The following is a 24,289-nucleotide window of genomic DNA, read 5'->3' on the forward strand; positions in this document are numbered from 1 at the left end:
ATCATCAGTAGAAAGTGAGGCAGCATTAGAATGAAAGCAACTGGAATCGTACGTCGAATTGATGATTTAGGTAGGGTAGTAATTCCGAAAGAAATTCGTAGAACTCTTCGTATTCGAGAAGGGGACCCGTTAGAAATTTTTGTTGATCGCGATGGAGAAGTAATTTTGAAAAAATATTCTCCAATTAGTGAATTAGGTGATTTTGCAAAAGAATATGCTGATGCTTTATACGATAGTTTAGGACATAACGTACTCGTTTGTGACCGCGATTCTATTATCGCTGTAGCTGGGGTATCTAAAAAAGAATACTTAAATAAAAGTGTTGGTGATTTAATCGAAAAAACGATGGAAAATCGAAAGTCTGTTATTATAACAGATGAAAGTGAAATTTCGATTATTGATGGGATAACTGAAAAGGTTAGCTCGTATACAGTTGGTCCGATTGTTGCAAATGGGGATCCGATTGGAGCTGTTATTATCTTCTCGAAAGAAGCGGTTATAAATGAAGTGGAGCATAAAGCGGTAAATACCGCTGCAAGCTTTTTAGCAAAACAAATGGAGCAGTAATCTTTCTTAATTATAATATTTTTTACAAAAAAGGAATTCTTTTCGGAAAAGCAAGATTGTAGTTTGTTAAAAGGTAGCGTTTTGCTACCTTTTTTATTGTATAAAGTTAAAAAAGCCTGTTTTTTTCTTTGTGATATAATACGAGGGATGAGAATAGGAAAAGGAGTTTTCTCGTATGGAAGCGAAGAAATATCAAGCTTTTTGGCGCGGGGCTATTATATTAACGATTGCAAGTTTTGTTACGAAAGTATTAAGCGCTTTTTACCGTATTCCATATCAAAATATAGCAGGTGATGTTGGTTTTTATATTTATCAACAAATTTACCCATTTTATGGATTTTGCTTAATTTTAGCTACTTATGGTTTTCCCATTATCATTTCTAAGATAGTGGCAGAGCGTTTGGAACGGGGGAAGCAAGAAGAGGCAGAGGAGATTATTTGTGTTTCTTTTTGGTTTTTATTAGGAATTGGTTGGGTAGGTTTCTTTACGCTATTTTTTGGTGCTCATACGATTGCATCATTTATGGGAGATGTAAATTTAGGTAAACTGTTAAGGGTTATTTCATTTTCATTTTTGTTAATGCCCTTTTTATCTGTTGCAAGAGGATACTTTCAAGGGTTTAACAATATGATGCCGACGGCTATATCACAAGTGATTGAACAAACAATTCGCGTATCAATTATTGTATTTTTATCGCTGTTCCTCATGGCACACGAATTTGATTTATATACGGTTGGCGCAGGAGCGATGTTTGGATCAATCGCAGGCGGATTAATTGGTATAATAGTACTTCTGTTTTATATGCGACACAATTTCCGTTCTATTTTTCTGCAAGGATGGAAGAGAATACGAAATAAGAAAGCGATAATTCGAATCCTTTTTTGGCAAGGGATCGCGGTTTGTGTTAGTAATTTAGTATTAATTTTTATACAAATGGCAGATTCAGTTTCATTTTATACTTTGCTTATTCAGGCAGGAGAACCAGGGGAAGTTGCCAAAGTATTAAAGGGTGTTTACGATAGGAGTATTCCTCTCGTGCAGCTTGGTACAGTTGTGACAACTTCATTTTCACTTTCGCTTATCCCAATTATTACGGCAGCGAAAGAGCGAGGGGACCATCTGTTTATTCAACAAAAGGTGCAGTTAGCGATAAAGATAACTTTTGTAATTGGAGTTGCGGCCTCATTAGGATTAGCCTGTATTATTAAACCAACAAATATTATGTTGTTTGAAAATAGTGAAGGCTCAGGTGTACTAGCTATTTTAGCCGTTTCTATTTTATTTAGTTCTTTATCTATTACAACAGCTTCTATTCTACAAGGTCTTGGGCAAACCGTCAGACCAGCGTTATTTGTTGTATTTGGAGGCTGTCTAAAATTATCGTTCAATTATATGTTAATGCCACATTTGGGTGTAACTGGAGCGGCTGTCGCAACGGTAATTTCACTCATAATTATTGCCTTGCTAAATAGTGCTTTACTTATTCGAGTTGTAGACGAGCCGCTTATTCATAAACAAGGCATATTTGGTGTAACGGTCAGTGGAGTAGGAATGGTTATTATCGTAATGCTATTCATGCGTATTTATGAAAAATTTGGACTAGCCATTGCTGTAGGATATAGAGGAGTGGCTACAATTGAAGCGTTATTAGGCGTAGCGATTGGTGGATTAGTATATCTATTTTTAATTATGAAATTAAATGTTTTTACAAAAAAAGAATTAGGAACTGTTATGAAGCAAGAAAAGATACAAGCTTCATTGAAGAAGAGTGGATAGAGGTGACTGGTTGTGAGTGGAGTAATCACGATTTTAGGATTAGGTGCTGGTGAGTTAGAGCAACTAACGATGGGTGTGTACCGAAAGATTCAAGAAACAGATCATATGTATGTTCGTACGAAGGAACATCCGGTTATTGATGAGTTAGAAAAAGAAGGTGTGAAGTATACTGCTTTTGATAATGTATATGAGGCGCACGATACATTTGAAATTGTATACGAAACGATTGCGAATACGTTAATAGAACAAGCGCAGGGTACGGAGATTATCTATGCTGTACCAGGTCATCCACTTGTCGCTGAACGAACTGTTCAATTGCTTTTACAAAAAGGAAAAGAAAAACAAGTCGAGATACGAATTGAAGGTGGACAAAGCTTTTTAGATCCGATGTTTTCCAGTTTGAAGATAGATCCTATTGAAGGATTTCAGTTGGTTGATGCAACTTCGTTTGAGCGAGGTCAATTAGAATTACGACAACATTTAATTTTTTGCCAAGTATATGATGCGTTTGTTGCATCTGAGGTGAAATTAACATTAATGGAAATGTTGCCTGATGAGTATGAAGTATACATTGTAACAGCCGCAGGGACATCTTTTGAGCAAGTGAAAAAGGTTCCGCTGTATATGTTAGATCATGAAACAGAATTGAACAACTTAACGAGTGTGTATGTGCCACCTGCCACTGAGCGTTCTTCTTTATATCAACAATTTGATGTGCTTAGAGGAATTATTGCTGAGCTTCGTGGACCAAATGGTTGTCCGTGGGATAAAAAGCAAACGCATCAATCTTTAAAGAAATATTTAATTGAAGAAGCGTATGAAGTACTAGAAGCAATTGATGAAGAAGATGATGATCATTTAATTGAGGAACTTGGTGATGTGCTCTTACAAGTTATGCTTCATGCTCAAATTGGAGAAGATGAGGGCTGGTTCTCTGTTGATGATATCATTCGAACGCTATCTGAAAAAATGGTACGCCGTCATCCACATGTATTTGGAGATATAGATGTAGAGAACGCAGAAGAAGTTGTTGCAAACTGGGAAGATATTAAAAAACAAGAAAAAGGGTATGTACGAGAATCAGCTTTAACTGGAATTCCAAAAAGTTTACCACAATTAATGCGAGCGTATGAAATTCAGAAAAAAGCTGGAACAGTTGGTTTTGATTGGGATGATGTACAGCCGATGATGGAGAAAGTTTTTGAAGAATTGAAAGAGTTCGAGCAAGAAGTTGCAAAGATGGATAAAGAAAAAATGTTAAGTGAATTTGGAGATTTATTATTTGCCTTTGTTAATATTGGTCGTTACTATAAACTGAATCCAGAAGAGGCACTGCATACGACAAATGAAAAATTCATGAGCCGATTTCTATACATGGAAACGAAAGTAGCTGAAATGAATAAGGAAATGCAGGAATTAACGTTAGAACAAATGGACGTTTTATGGGAAGAAGCGAAACAGATAGAGAATCAATAGGGGGGAAATGAGATGCGCTTAGATAAGTTTTTGAAAGTGTCGCGTCTAATTAAAAGAAGAACATTGGCAAAAGAAGTAGCTGATCAAGGGAGAATTACAATTAATGGACAAGCTGCAAAGGCGAGTTCTGATGTGAAGGTAGATGATGAGCTTACAATTCGTTTTGGACAAAAAATAGTAACTGTAAAAGTAAATGAATTAAAAGAAACAACGAAAAAAGAAGATGCAGCAAACATGTACTCAGTCGTTCGTGAAGAGAAAGTAAAAGTGGAAGAAGGCTTGTTCTAAATTATTTTATCCCCTCATACATTATTTACTAGATAGTATAAAGCTATGGGGGGATTGACGTGAATCAGGGCTACTCAGCTATGTCTTCTAATCAACAGAATGTTTCTGTAGAACATGATATTATTATGCGAGGTAGACGTGTAATAGATATTACAGGCGTAAAGCAAGTGGAGAGTTTTGATAGTGAAGAGTTTTTATTAGAAACTGTAATGGGCTTTTTAACAATTCGCGGTCAAAACTTACAAATGAAAAATTTAGATGTAGATAAAGGAATTGTATCCATTAAAGGGAAAATTAATGAGATATTGTACATTGATGAGAATCAAGGGGAGAAAGCTAAAGGCTTCTTTAGTAAGTTGTTTAAATGAGTTTAACGATTCAACTGTATACAATGCTTTCTATGATTGGAATGGGTGCTTGGATTGGAGCAGCGTTAGATACATATCAACGTTTTTTACAGCGACCCCAGCGTAAGCGTTGGCTTGTATTTATATATGATATACTGTTTTGGATTGTCCAAGCACTGTTTGTCTTTTATGTATTGCTCATTGTAAATGAAGCTGAATTACGTATATATGTTTTCGTAGCTTTGCTTTGCGGCTTTGCTGCATATCAAAGTTTATTGAAAGCAGTGTACATGCGAGCATTGAATTTTCTTATTTATATTTTTGTGCAAACGATACAATTTTTTATTCAAATTGTACAGCTACTTATGATAAAACCTGTTATTATTATAGCGCAGCTTATTATTGCTTTTATATTATTTTTATTTCGTATACTACTTTCAATCGGGCGTTTGTTGTGGAAGTGTTCCGCAGGGATATTACTTTGGATATGGAAACTTTTTTTCTGGCCTGTTCGATTTGTTACTTTGCTCATATGGAAACTTCTCCCTAACCGTGTTAAACTTTTTATAAAGAGACATGTAGGATTGCTGGAACATACAAAGAAATTGAAGCAGTATATTTTTCAAATCTGGGATTGTATAAAAAAGAAGTTAGGGGGACCTCGGAGATGAGGGAACTGAAGCAAAGAATGATTGTAGAGGAGAATCCAAATTCTGTAAAAGAACATATAATACAGACGAATGAAAATAGGAGGCGATTATATCGCCGATTAGCAGTTTTTTTGGTTTTTGCTTTTACAATTATTGCGAGTATTAGTGTAACATTTTATCAACAAAACAGTTCCATTAGAGCAAAAGAAGTAAAGATTGAAGAAATGAAAAAAGAACTAGGCTCATTAACGAAGCAAGAGAAAAAATTGCAAGATGACGTTCAAAAATTGAATGACGAAGAGTACGTTTTAAAGATTGCTAGGAGAGATTATTTCTTCTCTGGAAAAGGGGAGATAATTTTTCCTGTTTCTAAGTAGGGTGTGTCTTATTGACACTATATTTTAGGATTATATATAATAAAGTAAAATTTGACTTTTTAATTACTAAGGAGGAGCATTTTTTTTATGTCAATTGAGGTAGGCAGCAAGTTACAAGGTAAAGTAACAGGTATTACAAATTTTGGGGCTTTTGTGGAGCTGCCAGAAGGCTTAACGGGTCTTGTTCATATTAGTGAAGTTGCTGATAATTACGTGAAGGATATTAATGATCACTTAAAAGTAGGCGATGAAGTAGAAGTAAAAGTCATTAATGTTGAAAAAGATGGAAAAATTGGTCTATCTATCAAAAAAGCAAAAGAGCGTGTAAGACCAGAAGGAGAACGTCCACGCAGTGAATATCAACGTGGTGGTGATCAACAACGTTCTGGACGTCCACAGCGTAGTCGCTCTTTTAACAGAGATAACCGTGGTGGCCGTGATAATGGTGGAAACCAAAAAGAGACATTTGAGCAAAAGATGGCACGCTTTTTAAAAGATAGTGAAGATCGTTTAACGTCTTTAAAGCGTAATACAGAATCTAAACGTGGTGGCCGTGGCGCTCGTCGCGGATAAAACGAACGTTTTATTCTTAAACATATAGAGAGGTGCCCAGAGTAAATTACTCGGGGTACTTTTTTATGTGAATGATTATAGTTAAAAAAATTTTTTAAAACATGTTGACTTTAAATTGTATTTGATATAAGATACTAATTGTCCGTTAAATAAGACGACATGGCGGTGTAGCTCAGCTGGCTAGAGCGTACGGTTCATACCCGTGAGGTCGGGGGTTCGATCCCCTCCGCCGCTATATTTATTTTAACGGCCCGTTGGTCAAGTGGTTAAGACACCGCCCTTTCACGGCGGTAACACGGGTTCGAATCCCGTACGGGTCATCTAAAAAAGATCATGCATATATTGCATGATCTTTTTTTGTTAAGAAATTGTAAATAAGTACAAGCCTTCTACAAAAACACCTTTTATTTTTTGAATTTTTAATCTTTTAAAGGCACTTAATCTTAGCAAATTGTATATATATAGGTTTATTTTGAATAAAAAGTCGAACGATTATGTAGATGAGAACTGTTGTTTTGACAAAAATCCCAATAATTATCTTTTATAATGACAGTAATTAAACTATGCAGGTGGTGTTAAAAATATGCCAAAAGCAGGAAGGAATACTGTAAACACAAGTACACTGGCTATAAATGATGGACAACTTAGATCAATAACATGGACAAGCAAGTTGAAAGTGAAATTAGAGCAAGTTTTCTTTAGATGGGGTTTTGTGATTGCTGTAATCGGTTTTCTTTTAGGACGAGCATATATATTAACGAACATTTTACCGTTTGCACTACCATTTTTTGCTGCTGTCTATGTAATGAAACGCGATAAAGTACCGCTCGCATTTCTCGCCCTTATGGGTGGCGCGCTTTCCGTTTCAATAGATAATTTATTTTTTGTCTTTGCATCTATTTTTACTTTCTTTATTTATAACATCTTCTTTAGTCGGTTTACACGTAAAATTGTTGGACTTGTACCATTTCAAGTGTTTATCTCCGCATTAACCGCACATCTCGCTGTGGTTTACTTCGCACAGCAAACTGTTACTATGTATGATTTGCTTGTAGGTACCATTGAGGCTGGGGTTAGTTTTGTTTTAACGATGATTTTTCTGCAAAGTGTACCATTATTAACAGAAAGAAAGGGAAAACAACAATCATTAGAAACGGAAGAAATAGTTTGTTTAATTATATTGCTTGCGTCTGTATTGACGGGTACAACGGATTGGTTTATTTATGACGCTTCAGTTCAACATATATTCACTAGATATTTAGTACTATTATTTGCTTTTGTTGCAGGTGCAGCTACTGGTTCAACTGTAGGGGTTGTTACAGGATTAATCTTAAGTTTAGCGAATGTAGCTAGTTTGTCACAACTTAGCTTATTAGCATTTTCGGGGTTACTTGGAGGGTTATTAAAAGAGGGGAAGCGTCTTGGAGTGAGTTTAGGGTTGTTAATTGGTACAAGTTTAATTACATTATATGTGGATAAGCAAACAAATATTATAACAACTTTAATAGAATCGGGAGTAGCGATAGGATTCTTTCTATTAACGCCCAAGGTAATAATTGATCGGCTTGCTAAATTTATGCCAGGAACACAAGAGCATTCACATGACCAGCAACAATATTTAAGAAGAATGCGTGATGTTACAGCAAATAAAATTAATCAGTTTGCAAATGTATTTTCTGCGTTATCTAATAGTTTTTCGGTATATGGATATGTGGAAGAGGAGGACAAAGAAACAGAGGCTGATTTGTTTTTAAGTACAATTACAGCAAAAACGTGCCAATCATGTTTTAAAAAGGATCAATGCTGGGTAGTAAATTTTGATAAAACATATGATTATATGAAACAAATTATGGTTGAAACTGAAGAAGGAACGTTTCAACATAACCGTAAGTTAGTTCGTGAATGGGAAAAGCATTGTGTAAGAGGAAAGAAAGTAACAGATTTAATGGAGGGAGAATTGAGTCATTTCTATGAGGGACAAAAGTTACGAAAACAAATGAAAGAGAATCGTAGAATTGTGGCGGAACAATTATTAGGTGTTTCAAAAGTAATGGAAGACTTTGCAAAAGAAATTCAGCGGGAACGAGAAAATCATCAAGTGCAGGAAGAACAAATTTTACAAGCGTTTCGTGACTTTGGTGTCGAGGTGGAACATGTTGATATTTATTGTTTAGATAGAGGGAATATTGATATTGAAATGATGATTCCAGCGGCATCTAATCAACATGGTGAATGTGAAAAGCTAGTTGCTCCAATGCTCTCGGATATTTTAAAAGAAAATATTGTGGTAAAACATGAGGAACCTTCCGCCTATCCAAATGGTCATAGTATGATATCTTTTGGATCGGCAAAAACATTTTCTCTTGATACAGGACTTGCTACAGCGGCAAAAGGAGGAGGATTTGTATCAGGAGATTCGTATGCAATGATGGATTTAAGTGTCGGAAAGTATGCTCTTGCTATTAGTGATGGGATGGGAAATGGAAAAAGAGCACATATGGAAAGTAAAGAAACTGTTAAATTGTTACAAAAAATATTGCAATCTGGTATTGATGAAGAAATCGCTATTAAGTCCATTAATTCAATTCTTTCGCTCAGAACGACAGAAGAAATGTTTACGACGCTCGATTTAGCTATGATAGATTTACGTGATGCAAGTGCTAAGTTTTTAAAAATTGGTTCAACACCAAGCTTTGTAAAACGTGGGAATGACGTTTTACAAATAGAGGCTAGCAATTTGCCAATGGGAATCATTGAGGAAGTTGAGGTAGACGTTGTAGGTGAACAATTAAAAACAGAGGATATCCTAATTATGATGAGTGATGGGATTTTTGAAGGAGCACAGCATGTGGAAAACCATGAATTGTGGATGAAACGAAAAATTAAAGAGCTACAAACTGATGATCCACAAGAAATCGCTGATATTATTATGGAAGAGGTCATTCGTTCTAGTGATGGATATATTAATGACGATATGACGATTGTTGTTGCAAAGGTAAAAAAGAATATGCCAAAGTGGGCTACGATTCCGATTGTGAGCAAACAAGCGCAATAGAGAAATGTAAGTTTTCGTGGTTTGGTTATGAGGTCTAGGGTAATAATACCTAGGCCTTTTTTTATAGGGTAAAGTAGCTTCAGTTACTATATGAAGGTAGGGGAGATAGGAAAGATAAAAATATGAATTTTATACATCTTTTTTTTGCACAAAGTTTGTAAAAGTTGTACCATTATAAGCAAGATAAGATATTGTTTTTGTTTATTGAAAGGTGATTGTAAAGTTGAAGGATACATTTGTTGAAAAAGTAGATGAGTTTACAAAGCGGCATGATGTATTAAAAGAACATTCGACAATTGTTGTAGGAGTTTCTGGAGGCCCTGATTCTTTAGCCCTTTTATATTATTTGTTAGAGAAAAAGGAAGAAAAGGGATTGGAAATTGTAGTCGCACATGTAGATCACATGTTTAGAGGGGATGAATCCTACAAGGACTTACAATTCGTGGAGAAACTTTGTCAGAAAGTCGGGGTTGTTTGCGAAACAGTAAGAATTAATGTATCGCAATATCAACGGCAATATGGAATGAATGCACAGGTGGCTGCTAGAGAATGCCGGTATGCATTTTTGGAAAGAATAATGAAGAAATATGACGCGTCGTATGTAGCTCTTGGACATCATGGGGATGATCAAGTAGAGACAATTTTAATGCGCCTCGTCCGGGGAAGTACTCCGAAGGGATACGCGGGAATTGCTGTGAAACGTCCTTTCCATACCGGATATTTAATCAGGCCATTATTAGCGGTAACAAAAGAAGAAATTAATGCTTATTGTAATAGGTTAGGTATTACACCACGTATGGATCCGAGTAATGAAAAAGAAGTATATACAAGGAATCGATTGCGTAAACATATTCTACCTTATTTAAAAGAGGAAAATCAGCATGTACATGAGAAATTTCAAAGTTTTAGCATGCTTATGCAAGAGGATGAGGCGTATTTGCAGGAATTAGCTTGCGAAAAGATGAATAAAGTAATTACAAAAAAAAGTGATAAACACATTGTCTTATCAATTCCTGCTTTTGAATCTATACCTATGCCTTTACAAAGGAGAGGGATTCAACTAATATTAAACTATCTTTATGAATACAAGATTCCGTCTTCGCTTTCTTCTATACATATTGACAAAGTTATTGCATTTTTTAAGCGAACACACCCTTCAGGCTCACTTGATTTTCCTGATGGCCTAAAAGTTGTTCGTACATATGAAGAATGTAGTTTTCGATTTAAGCAAGAAATTGTTTTTCCTTTTTCACAAGTTTTATCGGTACCGGGCGCAGTTACATTAGCAAATGGGGATGAATTTGTAGCAGAAATAAATGAGGAATTACCAAGCGACATGAATGAAACAGTATTTGTTGCTAAGTATAATGATATATCATATCCTCTTCATATTCGCTCAAGAGAAAATGGAGATCGCATGTCAATACAAGGTATGAGTGGTACAAAGAAGATAAAGGCTATTTTTATTGAGGAAAAAGTACCAAAAGAAAAAAGAGAAGAGTGGCCGATTGTTTGTGATGCAAGTGGGAATATTATTTGGATTCCATTGTTGAAACGATCTGGATTTGCTATTTCACATGGAGTAGCAGATAAGGATAAATATATGATTATTCACTACAAAAGCAAGGAGTCTTCCGGGAGGATCATGAAATGATGAATCAAGATATCGAAAAAGTATTAATTTCCGAAGAACAAATACAAGAAAAGGTACGCGAGCTAGGTGCAGTTATTGCAGAGGATTATAGAAATACAGTACCTCTTGCAATTGGTGTATTAAAGGGTGCAATGCCATTTATGGCAGATTTATTAAAAAGAACAGATACATATCTTGAAATGGATTTTATGGCTGTTTCTAGCTATGGTCATTCTACCGTTTCAACAGGTGAAGTAAAAATTTTAAAAGACCTTGATACTTCTGTAGAAGGTCGCGATATTTTAATCGTTGAAGATATTATTGATAGCGGTCTTACATTAAGTTATTTAGTGGACCTATTCAAATATCGTAAAGCGAAATCTGTAAAGATTGTTACGTTGTTAGATAAGCCGACTGGTCGTAAAGTCGATCTAAAGGCAGATTACGTTGGATTTACTGTTCCTCATGAATTTGTTGTAGGATATGGCTTGGATTATAAAGAGCAATATCGTAATCTTCCTTATGTTGGAGTATTAAAACCAAGTGTTTACTCAAATTAATTAAATACAGGCGTTATCATTGGATAGGACAGTTTTTCTATGTTACGATTTACTATAGTGTTTATGCCGTGAGAGGAGGTTAGGAATGAATCGTATCTTCCGTAATACCATCTTTTATTTACTGATATTCTTAGTAGTAATTGGAATCGTGAGCTATTTTAATGGTTCAACACAAAAAACGACATCAGTGAGCTACGATAAATTTATTACTAAACTTGAAAAGGGTGAAGTGCGTAATGTGCAACTTCAACCGAAAAATGGTGTATTTGAGGTGAAAGGACAATTTAGCAATGCCAGTCAGGAAGAGCAATTTGTTACCTATGCACCGAATACTGAAGAATTACAAAAGAAAATTAATGACAAAGCGCAAGGTGCTGAAGTGAAGTATCAACCAGCTGAAGAAACAAGCGCTTGGGTGACATTCTTTACTTCTATCATTCCGTTTGTGATTATCTTCATTTTATTCTTCTTCTTGCTAAATCAAGCTCAAGGCGGTGGTAGCCGTGTTATGAACTTTGGGAAAAGTAAGGCGAAGTTATACAATGATGAAAAGAAAAAAGTACGCTTCAGAGATGTAGCTGGAGCTGATGAAGAGAAGCAAGAACTTGTTGAGGTCGTAGAATTCTTAAAAGATCCTCGTAAGTTTGCTGAAGTTGGTGCCCGTATCCCAAAAGGTGTCCTATTAGTTGGACCTCCAGGTACAGGTAAGACATTACTTGCACGTGCTGTTGCAGGTGAAGCTGGCGTTCCTTTCTTCTCTATCAGTGGTTCTGATTTCGTAGAGATGTTCGTCGGTGTCGGTGCTTCTCGTGTACGTGATTTATTTGAAAATGCGAAGAAAAATGCTCCTTGTATCATTTTCATTGACGAAATTGATGCGGTAGGTCGTCAACGTGGTGCGGGTCTTGGCGGTGGTCACGATGAGCGTGAACAAACGTTAAACCAACTTCTTGTTGAAATGGATGGATTCGGTGCAAACGAAGGTATTATTATCATCGCTGCAACAAACCGTCCTGACATTCTTGATCCAGCGCTATTACGTCCAGGACGTTTTGACCGTCAAATTACAGTAGATCGTCCAGATGTAAACGGACGTGAAGCAGTACTAAAAGTACATGCTCGTAACAAACCACTTGATGATGATATTAACTTAAAAGCAATTGCAACTCGTACACCAGGATTCTCTGGTGCGGATCTCGAAAACTTATTGAACGAAGCTGCATTAGTAGCTGCGCGTCAAGATAAAAAGAAAATTGATATGTCTGATATCGATGAAGCAACGGATCGTGTTATTGCAGGTCCTGCTAAGAAAAGCCGTGTTATTTCTGAAAAGGAACGTAATATCGTGGCATTCCATGAAGCGGGTCACACTGTAATTGGTGTTGTCCTTGATGAAGCTGATATCGTTCATAAAGTAACAATTGTCCCTCGTGGGCAAGCTGGTGGATATGCAGTAATGCTTCCGAAAGAAGATCGTTACTTCATGACAAAACCAGAGTTATTGGATAAAATCACAGGTTTACTTGGTGGCCGAGTGGCTGAGGAAATTGTATTTGGTGAAGTAAGTACAGGTGCTCATAATGACTTCCAACGTGCGACTGGCATTGCAAGACGCATGGTAACAGAATTTGGTATGAGTGACAAACTAGGACCAATGCAATTTGGTAGCTCACAAGGTGGTCAAGTGTTCTTAGGAAGAGACTTCCATTCAGAGCAAAACTACAGTGATGCAATTGCGCATGACATTGATGTGGAAATGCAAACAATTATAAAAGAATGTTATGCTCGTGCAAAACAAATTCTGACTGAAAAACGTGATAAGCTTGATATTATCGCTAAGACGTTACTTGAAGTGGAAACGTTAGATGCAGAACAAATTAATCATTTATATGATTATGGAGTTTTACCTGAGCGTAAGAAGTCATCTGAAGATGTGAAAGTAAATATCACAATGAAAAAAGATGACGAGAATACAGAAGATAAATAAAAAATGAAGGAGTGACAATAGTCACTCCTTTTTTCTATGTTAAGAAATTTGTGTGTTTGTATATAAATTTGAAATTTCTTTGCATTAAAAATTGAAATGATGAACAATCTTTTTGTAAAATGATGAAGATAGAAAAAATGGTTATATAGGTATGTATGATATGATGGCATTATCAGTTTTGTACATACTGCAAAAATATAGATTAAATGAGATAAGTGGTGAGAATATGATTTTTGTATTGGATGTAGGGAATACAAATGCGGTGCTTGGTGTATTTGAAGATGGGAAACTTCGCCAACATTGGCGTATGGAGACAGATCGTCATAAAACAGAAGATGAATATGGCATGTTAGTAAAACAATTACTTGAGCATGAGGGTCTTTCTTTTCAAGATGTGAAAGGGATTATTGTATCATCGGTTGTACCGCCAATTATGTTCGCCTTAGAGCGTATGTGTGAGAAGTATTTCAAGATCAAACCTCTTGTAGTAGGACCAGGAATAAAAACAGGTTTAAATATTAAATATGAGAATCCACGTGAAGTTGGAGCAGATCGAATTGTAAATGCTGTAGCTGGCATCCAGTTATATGGAAGCCCGCTTATTATTGTCGATTTTGGAACAGCTACTACATATTGTTATATTAACGAGAATAAGCATTATATGGGAGGTGTAATTACACCGGGTATTATGATTTCAGCAGAAGCTTTATATAGCCGAGCGGCAAAGCTCCCTCGTATTGAAATTACAAAACCAAGTAGTGTTGTTGGAAAAAATACGGTAAGTGCCATGCAATCGGGTATTCTTTATGGATATGTTGGACAAGTGGAAGGTATTGTAAAGCGTATGAAAGAAGAAGCTAAACAAGAGCCGAAAGTAATTGCAACTGGTGGATTAGCGAAATTGATTGCAGAAGAATCAAATGTAATTGATATTGTAGATCCGTTTTTAACATTGAAAGGCTTGCATATGTTATATGAACGTAATGCAAATTTACAACATGAGAAGGGTGAATAAATAAGGATGAAAGATTATTTAGTAAAAGCATTAGCGTTTGGTGGAGAGGTTCGCGCGTATAGTGTACGTACAACAAATACAGTAAGTGAGGCGCAACGACGTCATGATACATGGCGAACTGCTTCAGCGGCACTTGGGCGTTCGTTAACAGCTGGTACAATGATGGGAGCTATGTTAAAAGGTGACCAGAAACTGACGATTAAAGTAGAAGGAAATGGCCCGATTGGTCCCATTTTAGTGGATGCTCATGCAAATGGAGATGTGCGTGGATATGTAACAAACCCGCATGTGGATTTTGAAGCAACAGAGCAAGGGAAATTGCGTGTCTATCAAGCTGTAGGTACAGAAGGATTCGTAACGGTAATTAAGGATATCGGTATGAGGGAACCGTTTGTTGGACAGTCTCCAATTGTTTCGGGTGAACTGGGAGAAGACTTCACATATTATTTTGCTGTTTCTGAGCAAACACCTTCTTCTGTTGGTGTGGGTGTTCTTGTAAATGGAGATGATAGCATTTTAGCGGCTGGAGGGTTTATTTTACAAATCATGCCAGGTGCGCAAGAAGAGACAATTTCATTTATTGAGGAACGCCTACAAAAAATTCCGCCTGTGTCCAAGTTAATTGAACAAGGTCTTTCGCCAGAAGAGTTGTTATTTGAGGTATTAGGGGAAGACGAAGTGAAAGTATTAGAAATAATGGATGTTCAATTTAATTGCACGTGTTCCCGTGAGCGTATTGAAACAGTATTAATTAGCCTTGGTAAGGAAGAATTAGAACAAGTTCGTGAAGAAGAAGAGGAAACAGAAGTACATTGTCACTTCTGTAATGAACGATATAAGTTTTCTAAAGAGGACATTACAAATTTAATTGAAAGCTTGTAATAAGAGTAATTGTACGTGGGGATCGACTGTTCAAATGGATTGACAAACAGCAAATTTTCTGACAAAATCAAAATATAGACAAAACCAATAAAAATACTCGGTGTTAGGAGTGACAGGAATGCGAGTGGCACAATCAGTTTCAGAATTAATCGGGAAAACGCCGATCGTTAAGTTGAACCGCATCGTAGAACAAGACAGCGCAGACATTTATTTGAAATTAGAGTTTATGAATCCTGGAAGTAGTGTGAAAGATCGTATTGCGCTATCTATGATCGAAGCTGCTGAAAGAAAAGGATTAATAAAAGAAGGCGATACAATCATTGAACCGACGAGTGGTAATACAGGAATTGGTTTAGCAATGGTGGCAGCTGCAAAGGGATATAAGGCAATCTTAGTAATGCCAGAAACAATGAGTATTGAGCGTCGTAACCTATTGCGTGCTTATGGAGCGGAATTAGTATTAACTCCGGGTCCAGAAGGAATGGGTGGTGCAATCCGTAAAGCGACTGAATTAGCGAAAGAGCATGGTTACTTTATACCACAACAATTCCAAAACCCGGCGAATCCAGAAATTCACCGTTTGACGACAGGTCCAGAAATTGTTGAGCAAATGGGTGATCAATTAGATGCATTTATCGCTGGTATCGGCACCGGGGGAACAATTACAGGTGCTGGTGAAGTGTTAAAGGAGACATATAAAGATATTAAAATTTATGCAGTAGAACCTGCAGATTCTCCAGTGTTATCTGGAGGGAAACCAGGTCCACATAAGATTCAAGGTATTGGGGCTGGATTCGTTCCTGAAACATTGGATGTGGAAGTATATGATGAAATTATTCAAGTGAAGACAGAACAGGCATTTGAATATGCGAGACGAGTAGCCCGAGAAGAAGGCATCTTGGTTGGTATTTCTTCAGGCGCTGTTATTTATGCTGCGACAGAAGTTGCGAAAAAATTAGGCAAAGGGAAAAAAATTCTTGTTGTTATTCCGAGTAACGGTGAGCGTTATTTAAGTACACCCCTTTATCAATTTGAATCATAATTAATACTGTAGAAAAAAGCATTCCTGAAATGGGGATGCTTTTTTCTTTTTTTGTTTGAAAATAGGAAAAGAGTGAATGACTAGAAAACTTCATGTAAAATAAGTAGTAAAGTTAAAATATTTTCACTAGCTCTCAAGGACAATGCTTTCATACTAACCATCTGTAGTTTGAGGTGATTAGTCTAGGAGAGTGGGATAAAAGAAGACGGGGTGTTGATATGCAACGAAGAAAATCTTTAGCGCTTTCTATTCCATATCAGTTAGATTTTTTTAGGCAGTATAAATTTCTTTCTCAGAATAAGAATCAGCATATTTTATTAGAAAGTGGACGCGGGGGGCGTTATACGATTGTAGGGCTTGATCCTGTAGCGGTGATTCGGGGAAAGAATGAAACGTTACATATAAGTGAAAGTGGTAAGGAAACAATAAAAAGAGGGAATCCATTAGATTTGATGCAACGTTATATGGAACAATGGAAAACGGAGCATAATCCGGAGTATCCTCCATTTCAAGGAGGGGCAATTGGATATTTTAGTTATGATTGTATCCGTTATATTGAGAGGCTTCCATCTCTTGCTAAGGATGATCTGGATATACCTGACATATTCTTTTTATTATTTGATGATGTGTTTGTGTATGATCAAAAGGAAAAAACATTATGGATTATTACACATTATATAGATGAACGTGAAGAAGCAGAAAATCGTTTGAATGAATGGAAGAATCTTTGGCTTAGGGAAGTTCCTGAAGTTACAGTACCATTTGAATGTCCTGAAAATAAAAATGAAGCAGTAGCTTTTACAGAAGAAGAATTTATGAAGGCCGTTCAGCGTATTCAAGAATATATTGGATCGGGGGATGTATTTCAAGTGAATCTGTCGACAAGACAAGAGAAAACATTACAAACACATCCACTTGAAATTTATACGAGTCTTCGTGAAATTAATCCATCGCCATATATGGGGTATTTAGAGCTTGGAGACTTTCAAATTGTTAGCGGTTCACCTGAATTGTTAATTAAGAAGCAAGGGGATGAAGTGAGCACTCGTCCAATTGCTGGTACGCGTTCCAGGGGGAAAGATGAACAAGAAGACGAAAGTTTGGAGAAAGAGTTAATTGAAAATGAAAAAGAGCGAGCAGAACACGTGATGCTTGTAGATTTAGAACGGAATGATTTAGGGCGCGTTTGTAAGTATGGAACTGTTGAAGTAGATGAATTTATGGTGATTGAAAAATATTCGCATGTGATGCATATCGTTTCTAATGTGCGTGGTGAAGTTAGGGAAGATAAGGATGCTTTTGATTTAGTGAGAGCGGTTTTTCCAGGTGGAACAATTACTGGAGCACCTAAAATACGTACAATGGAAATTATAGAAGAATTAGAACCGATTCGCCGCGGGATTTATACAGGTTCAATTGGTTGGATTGGTTACTCAGGGGATATGGAGTTAAATATTGTGATTCGAACGCTTTTGGCAAAAGGTGGACAAGCGTATGTACAGGCCGGGGCAGGAATTGTAATTGATTCAAATCCAAAAAATGAATATAAAGAGTCGTTAAAAAAGGCAATCGCTTTATGGCGTGCAAAAGAATGCAGCGAAGAAACGGTTAGGTGAGAGAAATGATATTGATGATTGATAATTATGATTCTTTTACATTTAATTTAGTACAGTTTCTTGGAGAACTTGGCCAAGAGCTTGTAGTTAAGCGTAATGATGAAGTTGCAATTTCGGATATTGAACAGATGGAACCAGACTTTTTAATGATTTCGCCAGGACCTTGTAGTCCGAATGAAGCTGGTATAAGTATGGAAGTTATTAAATATTTTGCAGGGAAGATTCCGATTTTTGGGGTGTGTTTAGGTCATCAATCAATTGCACAGGTGTTCGGAGGTGATGTTGTTCGCGCAGAGCGTTTAATGCACGGAAAAACGTCTCAGATGTATCATGATGGGAAAACAATTTTTTCTGAGATTCCAAATCCATTTACGGCAACTCGTTACCATTCTCTTATTGTCAAAAAGGAAACATTGCCAGAATGTTTAGAAGTAACATCTTGGACAGAAGAGGGTGAGATTATGGCGCTTCGTCATAAAACATTGCCGATTGAAGGAGTACAATTTCACCCAGAGTCTATTATGACTTCTCATGGAAAAGAGTTACTACGGAACTTTATTCGTAGTTATAGCTTGCGTGTATCATCATGTTAATTTATGTGAATGGAACATATGTAGAAGCGAATAAAGCGAAGATCTCTCCATATGATCATGGATATTTATATGGATTAGGTGTTTTTGAAACGTTTCGCATTTATGACGGTCATCCATTTTTATTAGATGATCACTATGAACGTTTAATGGACGCTCTTTCTATGCTACAAATTAAGTGGACGATGACAAAAGATGATGTTTGTTATATTTTACAGGAGTTACTTTTAAGGAATAAGCTGAATCATGCGTATGTGCGTTTGAATGTATCGGCTGGTATAGACGAAATAGGTTTACAAACAGAGGTTTATGAAGAGCCTTCCGTTATTGTATTTATAAAGCCTTTGGCTGCCCCTAGTGTAGTGGTAGAAAAGGAAGGGGTTATTTTGAGACAAGTGCGAAATACGCCAGAAGGGGCATTTCGATTAAAATCTCATCACTACTTAAATAACATTTTAGGAAAGCGAGAAATCGGAAATGTTGTAAGTAAAGAGGGGATTTTCTTTACTAAATCGGGACATGTAGCGGAAGGAATTGTTTCGAATCTCTTTTTTGTGAAGGGCCGTGTTTTATATACGCCTTCGCTTGAAACTGGAATTTTAAATGGAATTACTCGCGCTTTTATTATAAAGATTGCTGAAGTATTAAATATGCAAGTAGAGGAAGGTTTCTTTACGAAAGATGAATTACTTTCCGCAGACGAGGTATTTGTAACAAATTCTGTGCAAGAAATCGTGCCACTTCGTCAAATTGAAGAGAAAGATTTCTTGGGTAAAGAAGGGGAGGTTACAAAAAACTTGATGCGTGTGTATGAAATGCATAGAGAAAAGCTTTGGAGCCGGAATGAATTGTGGAGAGGAGATGTGCAAGGTGAAGTGGAACTATGATTTGCGCTGTGGCGAATATACATTAGATTTAAATAAAAAGACATTAATCATGGGGATTTTAAATGTTACACCAGATTCATTCTCAGATGGTGGAAACTATGATGAGGTGAATGCCGCTGTAAGGCGTGCGAAAGAAATGGTGAAAGACGGTGCCGATATTATTGATATTGGCGGGGAATCAACTCGTCCTGGTTTCGCGAAAGTTTCGGTGGAAGAAGAGTTAGGACGTGTAATTCCAATGATTCGCGCGGTTTCGAAAGAAGTAAAAGTACCTATTTCTATTGATACGTATAAAGCTGAAGTAGCTAAGCGAGCAATTGAAGCGGGTGCTCATGTTATTAATGATATATGGGGAGCGAAGGCTGAACCGAAAATTGCGGAAGTCGCAGCGCATTATAATGTACCGATTATTTTAATGCATAATCGTGATAATACAAATTACCGTAACCTGATGGCTGATATGATTGCGGATTTATATGAGAGTGTTAAAATTGCCAAAGATGCGGGTGTACCTGATGAAAATATCATGTTAGATCCAGGTATCGGTTTTGCGAAGACGGCAGAACAAAATTTAGAAGTGATGCGTCATTTAGAAAAGCTAAACGTATTAGGGTATCCAGTTCTTCTTGCGACTTCTAGAAAATCATTTATTGGTCATATTTTAGATTTACCAGTAGAGGAACGTGTAGAAGGTACTGGGGCTTCGGTATGTCTTGGTATTGAAAAAGGCTGTGAAATGATCCGAGTGCACGATGTAAAAGAAATGGCACGTATGGCGAAGATGATGGATGCAATGATTGGTAAGGGGGGAAAGTGATTGGATAAAATTTATATCCATGATATGGAATTTTACGGTTATCATGGTGTATTTCCAGAAGAGAATAAACTAGGACAAAGATTTAAAGTGGATTTAACAGTGGAGCTGGATTTAAAACAAGCGGGCGAAAGTGATAACTTAGAGCATTCGGTAAATTATGGGGAACTCTTTGGACTTTGCAAGCAAGTGGTTGAGGATCAAACGTATAAGCTTGTAGAAAGCATTGCAGAAAATATAGCGGCGAATATATTAAATCAGTACGTAAGTATTTTGCGCTGTACAGTAAAGGTTGTTAAACCGGATCCGCCAATACCAGGGCATTACCGTGCTGTGGCGGTAGAAATTATGAGAGAAAGATCATGAAAAATATAGCATATGTTGCGTTAGGGTCAAATATTGGTGATCGTTATGCTTATTTATTGGGAGCAATTGAGTTGTTAAAACAGAATCCGTATATTCAAGTGGAGGCTGTTTCTTCTGTGTATGAAACGGATCCGGTGGGATATACAGATCAAAATCGGTTTTTAAATCTAGTTATAAAAATTTCTACCAATTTAATGCCGCAAGAGTTGTTGGAAATAACGCAAAGAGTTGAGAATGATTTAGGGAGAAAAAGGAAATTTAGGTGGGGACCACGAACCATTGACCTTGACATCTTGCTCTATAATCAAGAGAATATTGAAGCAGAGAATCTCATTGTTCCGCATCCGCGGATGTTCGAAAGAGCTTTTGTTATCGTTCCGTTGTTAGAGATTAATCCAGATATAAAACAAGACATTTCACATTCACAAGTAGATGAAATGAAAAGGCGAGAGGGAGTAACGGTATGGAAGCAGAAAAATGGGGAAGACGCATTCGTGCTTTTCGGAAATTAAAAGGTTATACGCAGGAAGGCTTTGCGAAGGAATTAGGGGTATCTGTATCTGTTTTAGGAGAAGTTGAGAGAGGGAATAGAACCCCTTCTCAAGATTTTGTAATAGAAGTTGCTAAGACATTAAATATTTCAATAGATGAATTAATGCCAAAGTGAGGATAAAGGAAGGTGATAGTCGAGTGTTGAAAATTGCAAACATTGAAATGAAAAACCCAGTTGTACTAGCACCGATGGCGGGAGTATGTAACTCTGCATTCCGTTTAACAGTAAAAGAATTTGGTGCAGGTTTAGTATGTGCTGAAATGGTAAGTGATAAGGCGATTTTATTTAATAACAAAAAAACATTAGATATGTTATATATCGATGAGAGAGAGAAGCCACTAAGTTTACAAATTTTTGGTGGTGAGAAAGAAACGCTTGTGGGTGCTGCAAAATATGTAGATAAAAACACAACGGCGGATATTATTGATATTAATATGGGCTGCCCAGTTCCGAAAATTACAAAGTGTGATGCTGGAGCGAAGTGGTTATTAGATCCGAATAAAGTATATGAAATGGTAGCTGCGGTTGTGGATGCTGTTGAAAAGCCAGTGACAGTTAAAATGCGTATTGGTTGGGATGAAGACCACATTTTTGCGATTGAAAATGCTAGAGCTGTTGAACGTGCAGGCGGTCAAGCGGTAGCGGTTCATGGACGTACACGTGTTCAAATGTACGAAGGAAAAGCAGATTGGGACATCATTAAGCAAGTAAAACAATCTGTAAATATTCCTGTTATCGGAAATGGCGATGTAGAAACACCTCAAGATGCGAAACGCATGCTTGATGAAGTTGGTGTGGATGGTGTTATGATTGGACGAGCGGCTCTTGGTAACCCTTGGATGATTTATCGTACAGTAAAATACTTAGAAACAGGGGAGTTATTACCGGAACCAACAGTGCGTGAGAAGATTGATGTATGTATGCTTCACTTAGATCGTCTTATTGATCTGAAAAATGAAGATATTGCAGTAAGGGAAATGAGAAAGCACGCAGCTTGGTATTTAAAAAATGTTCGTGGTAATGCAAGAGTACGTAATGGGATTAATATTTGTAATACGCGTCAAGATCTTGCTTCTTTATTAGGTGCATTTGTAGAGGAAGTAGAAGCGAAACAAAAAACAATTCACGTTGGTTAAGAAGAAAGTGGGCGGGAGTGATTGACATTCTTCCGCGCAATTTCTATAATTACGTGAAAGTAAGGAGAACTGCCAGTATACTACTGGCAGTTTTTCTAGTTGAGTAGAAAATGATATACTATATATATTGTAAAATTTAATAGAGCTGGAGTGATATCAATACCATGGATAACATGAACCACGAAGAATTGAATGACCAATTGCTTGTTCGTCGCGAGAAGTTACATAATTTACGTGAACAAGGAATCGATCCGTTTGGTAAACGTTTTGAACGTACGAATTCAACGAAAGAATTATTAAACTTATATGGAGAGTTCTCTAAAGAAGAGTTAGAAGAGAAAGAAATCTCTGTTTCTATTGCTGGACGTATTATGACAAAACGCGGTAAAGGGAAAGCTGGTTTTGCACACATTCAAGATTTACACGGACAAGTTCAAATTTATGTTCGTAAGGATGCTGTTGGTGATGAGCAGTATGAATTATTTAAGATAGCTGATTTAGGTGATTTAGTAGGAATTGAAGGGAAAGTTTTCAAAACAAACGTAGGGGAACTTTCAGTAAAGGCAACAGGCTTTACGTTATTAACGAAAGCACTTCGTCCACTTCCAGATAAATATCATGGATTGAAGGATGTTGAACAACGCTATCGTCAACGTTACTTAGATTTAATTACAAACATGGAAAGCCGCGAAACATTTGTTACTCGTAGTAAAATCATTCGTGAAATGAGAAGATACTTAGATGATAATGGCTATCTTGAAGTGGAGACACCGATGATGCATGCGATTGCGGGCGGAGCATCTGCTCGTCCATTCGTTACACATCATAATGCATTAGATATGGAATTATATATGCGTATTGCAATTGAATTACACTTAAAGCGCCTTATTGTGGGTGGTTTAGAGAAAGTATACGAAATTGGTCGCGTATTCCGTAATGAAGGTGTATCAACACGTCACAATCCTGAATTTACAATGATTGAATTATATGAAGCGTATGCTGACTATAAAGATATTATGAAACTAACAGAAAATATGATTGCTCATATTGCGAAACAAGTACTAGGTACAACAACAATCCAATATGGGGAACAAGAAATTAATTTAGAACCAGAATGGACACGTCTTCATATGGTGGATGCAATTAAAGAATATTCTGGAGCAGATTTCTGGAATCCGATGAGTGTAGAAGAAGCGCGTGAATTAGCAAAAGAACACGGTGTGGAAATTAAAGATACAATGGAAGTTGGTCATATTATTAATGAATTCTTCGAACAGAAGGTAGAAGAAAAGTTAATCCAGCCTACGTTTATTTATGGTCACCCAGTGGAAATTTCTCCTCTTGCGAAAAAGAATGATGAGGATCCACGCTTTACAGATCGTTTCGAATTATTCATTGTGGCACGTGAACATGCAAATGCATTTACAGAATTAAATGATCCGATCGATCAAAAAGAGCGTTTTGAAGCACAATTAAAAGAGCGTGAGCAAGGTAATGACGAAGCGCATATGATGGACGATGATTATATTGAAGCACTTGAGTACGGTATGCCTCCTACAGGTGGACTTGGAATTGGTATTGACCGTCTTGTTATGCTATTAACAAATGCACCATCTATTCGTGATGTGCTGTTATTCCCGGCAATGCGTCATAAACAAGATTAATTTAAGCTTTGGAGATTTCTCCAAAGCTTTTCTTTTTGTTATTTTGTTTTCTAGTATAGTGAAGTTTAAATGAATTGTTTTCTATATAGAAGAAAGCTGCTTTTGTGTGGGGATTTGATACTAGTTTTATACTTTTTTATTATGTTAAAAATTTTATTAAAAAAACTATTGCATTTTAATAAATGAACTGGTATATTTATATTCGTTGTCACGAAAGACAACACGGAAAACAAACGAAAACAACTTTTTAAATAAAAAAAGTTGTTGACGAAAATATAACAAAGTGTTATATTAATAAAGTCGCTTCGGCGGCAAGAGAGTTCTTTGAAAACTGAACGAAACAAACAACGTGAAACGTCAATTTTTATTTTAGATGCTAGACAAACTAACTTTATTGGAGAGTTTGATCCTGGCTCAGGATGAACGCTGGCGGC

The 24,289-nt window shown here is 36.7% G+C and carries 24 protein-coding genes and 2 tRNA genes; all 26 read left to right on the forward strand.

What is annotated here, in order from left to right:
- Positions 1-30 precede the first annotated feature (30 nt).
- The 26 genes from spoVT to lysS all read left to right on the forward strand — a co-directional run bounded on the left by spoVT (position 31) and on the right by lysS (position 23,855).
- Positions 31-567 carry a stage V sporulation protein T gene (gene spoVT, locus ACX5JI_RS25585; protein ID WP_459503782.1) on the forward strand — a complete coding sequence of 179 codons (537 nt, stop codon included), beginning with the start codon at positions 31-33 and terminating at the stop codon, positions 565-567.
- Positions 568-742: 175 nt separating this feature from the next.
- Positions 743-2,344 (forward strand): putative polysaccharide biosynthesis protein, encoded by a 1,602-nt coding sequence (locus ACX5JI_RS25590; RefSeq protein ID WP_459503783.1) that lies wholly within the window; start codon positions 743-745, stop codon positions 2,342-2,344.
- A 12-nt stretch (positions 2,345-2,356) separates the two neighbouring features.
- The gene (yabN, locus tag ACX5JI_RS25595) at positions 2,357-3,820 is read left to right on the forward strand and encodes a bifunctional methyltransferase/pyrophosphohydrolase YabN (protein ID WP_459503784.1); all 1,464 of its coding nucleotides are present in this window, start codon (positions 2,357-2,359) and stop codon (positions 3,818-3,820) included.
- Positions 3,821-3,832: 12 nt separating this feature from the next.
- Complete coding sequence (locus ACX5JI_RS25600; RefSeq protein WP_459503785.1) at positions 3,833-4,108, forward strand: RNA-binding S4 domain-containing protein; 276 nt, start codon at positions 3,833-3,835, stop codon at positions 4,106-4,108.
- Between the two features lie 59 nt (positions 4,109-4,167).
- The gene (gene yabP / locus ACX5JI_RS25605) at positions 4,168-4,476 is read left to right on the forward strand and encodes a sporulation protein YabP (RefSeq protein WP_459503786.1); all 309 of its coding nucleotides are present in this window, start codon (positions 4,168-4,170) and stop codon (positions 4,474-4,476) included.
- Positions 4,473-5,126, forward strand: a complete 654-nt coding sequence (yabQ, locus tag ACX5JI_RS25610; RefSeq protein WP_459503787.1) for a spore cortex biosynthesis protein YabQ — start codon at positions 4,473-4,475, stop codon at positions 5,124-5,126. Before yabP ends, yabQ begins: the two co-directional genes overlap by 4 nt.
- Positions 5,123-5,482 (forward strand): cell division protein DivIC, encoded by a 360-nt coding sequence (divIC, locus tag ACX5JI_RS25615; protein WP_459503788.1) that lies wholly within the window; start codon positions 5,123-5,125, stop codon positions 5,480-5,482. The genes yabQ and divIC overlap by 4 nt, the downstream gene beginning before the upstream one ends.
- A gap of 87 nt (positions 5,483-5,569) precedes the next feature.
- The gene (locus ACX5JI_RS25620; RefSeq protein WP_459503789.1) at positions 5,570-6,055 is read left to right on the forward strand and encodes a S1 domain-containing RNA-binding protein; all 486 of its coding nucleotides are present in this window, start codon (positions 5,570-5,572) and stop codon (positions 6,053-6,055) included.
- Between the two features lie 161 nt (positions 6,056-6,216).
- Positions 6,217-6,290 (forward strand) — tRNA-Met (locus ACX5JI_RS25625).
- A 13-nt stretch (positions 6,291-6,303) separates the two neighbouring features.
- Positions 6,304-6,375 (forward strand) — tRNA-Glu (locus tag ACX5JI_RS25630).
- 263 nt (positions 6,376-6,638) lie between these two features.
- On the forward strand, positions 6,639-9,110 hold the full coding sequence (gene spoIIE, locus ACX5JI_RS25635; RefSeq protein WP_459503790.1) for a stage II sporulation protein E: 2,472 nt from the start codon (positions 6,639-6,641) through the stop codon (positions 9,108-9,110).
- A gap of 223 nt (positions 9,111-9,333) precedes the next feature.
- Positions 9,334-10,764: a tRNA lysidine(34) synthetase TilS gene (gene tilS / locus ACX5JI_RS25640; RefSeq protein WP_459503791.1), complete on the forward strand. Its 1,431-nt coding sequence runs from the start codon at positions 9,334-9,336 to the stop codon at positions 10,762-10,764.
- A complete protein-coding gene (gene hpt / locus ACX5JI_RS25645; protein ID WP_459503792.1) occupies positions 10,761-11,303 on the forward strand; it encodes a hypoxanthine phosphoribosyltransferase in 543 nt (180 codons plus the stop codon). The genes tilS and hpt overlap by 4 nt, the downstream gene beginning before the upstream one ends.
- 85 nt (positions 11,304-11,388) lie before the next feature.
- Positions 11,389-13,290, forward strand: a complete 1,902-nt coding sequence (ftsH, locus tag ACX5JI_RS25650) for an ATP-dependent zinc metalloprotease FtsH (RefSeq protein WP_459503793.1) — start codon at positions 11,389-11,391, stop codon at positions 13,288-13,290.
- 226 nt (positions 13,291-13,516) lie between these two features.
- Positions 13,517-14,305 (forward strand): type III pantothenate kinase, encoded by a 789-nt coding sequence (locus ACX5JI_RS25655; protein WP_459503794.1) that lies wholly within the window; start codon positions 13,517-13,519, stop codon positions 14,303-14,305.
- A 6-nt stretch (positions 14,306-14,311) separates the two neighbouring features.
- The gene (hslO, locus tag ACX5JI_RS25660; protein WP_459503795.1) at positions 14,312-15,187 is read left to right on the forward strand and encodes a redox-regulated molecular chaperone HslO; all 876 of its coding nucleotides are present in this window, start codon (positions 14,312-14,314) and stop codon (positions 15,185-15,187) included.
- Positions 15,188-15,305: 118 nt separating this feature from the next.
- Complete coding sequence (gene cysK / locus ACX5JI_RS25665; protein WP_459503796.1) at positions 15,306-16,229, forward strand: cysteine synthase A; 924 nt, start codon at positions 15,306-15,308, stop codon at positions 16,227-16,229.
- A 218-nt stretch (positions 16,230-16,447) separates the two neighbouring features.
- Complete coding sequence (gene trpE / locus ACX5JI_RS25670) at positions 16,448-17,845, forward strand: anthranilate synthase component I (protein WP_459503797.1); 1,398 nt, start codon at positions 16,448-16,450, stop codon at positions 17,843-17,845.
- 5 nt (positions 17,846-17,850) lie between these two features.
- Positions 17,851-18,438, forward strand: coding sequence for an aminodeoxychorismate/anthranilate synthase component II (pabA, locus tag ACX5JI_RS25675; RefSeq protein ID WP_459503798.1), 588 nt, complete (start codon positions 17,851-17,853; stop codon positions 18,436-18,438).
- Positions 18,432-19,322, forward strand: coding sequence for an aminodeoxychorismate lyase (pabC, locus tag ACX5JI_RS25680; RefSeq protein ID WP_459503799.1), 891 nt, complete (start codon positions 18,432-18,434; stop codon positions 19,320-19,322). Before pabA ends, pabC begins: the two co-directional genes overlap by 7 nt.
- Positions 19,279-20,139, forward strand: a complete 861-nt coding sequence (gene folP, locus ACX5JI_RS25685) for a dihydropteroate synthase (RefSeq protein WP_459503800.1) — start codon at positions 19,279-19,281, stop codon at positions 20,137-20,139. Before pabC ends, folP begins: the two co-directional genes overlap by 44 nt.
- A complete protein-coding gene (folB, locus tag ACX5JI_RS25690; RefSeq protein WP_459503802.1) occupies positions 20,140-20,502 on the forward strand; it encodes a dihydroneopterin aldolase in 363 nt (120 codons plus the stop codon). It abuts the gene before it with no gap.
- Positions 20,499-21,014 carry a 2-amino-4-hydroxy-6-hydroxymethyldihydropteridine diphosphokinase gene (gene folK, locus ACX5JI_RS25695; RefSeq protein WP_459503803.1) on the forward strand — a complete coding sequence of 172 codons (516 nt, stop codon included), beginning with the start codon at positions 20,499-20,501 and terminating at the stop codon, positions 21,012-21,014. Before folB ends, folK begins: the two co-directional genes overlap by 4 nt.
- Positions 20,966-21,169 carry a helix-turn-helix domain-containing protein gene (locus ACX5JI_RS25700; protein WP_459503804.1) on the forward strand — a complete coding sequence of 68 codons (204 nt, stop codon included), beginning with the start codon at positions 20,966-20,968 and terminating at the stop codon, positions 21,167-21,169. Before folK ends, ACX5JI_RS25700 begins: the two co-directional genes overlap by 49 nt.
- A gap of 23 nt (positions 21,170-21,192) precedes the next feature.
- Positions 21,193-22,191 carry a tRNA dihydrouridine synthase DusB gene (dusB, locus tag ACX5JI_RS25705; RefSeq protein WP_459503805.1) on the forward strand — a complete coding sequence of 333 codons (999 nt, stop codon included), beginning with the start codon at positions 21,193-21,195 and terminating at the stop codon, positions 22,189-22,191.
- Between the two features lie 164 nt (positions 22,192-22,355).
- Positions 22,356-23,855: a lysine--tRNA ligase gene (gene lysS, locus ACX5JI_RS25710; RefSeq protein ID WP_459503806.1), complete on the forward strand. Its 1,500-nt coding sequence runs from the start codon at positions 22,356-22,358 to the stop codon at positions 23,853-23,855.
- Positions 23,856-24,289 lie beyond the last annotated feature (434 nt).

This window comes from Bacillus sp. C1 (assembly GCF_054570475.1).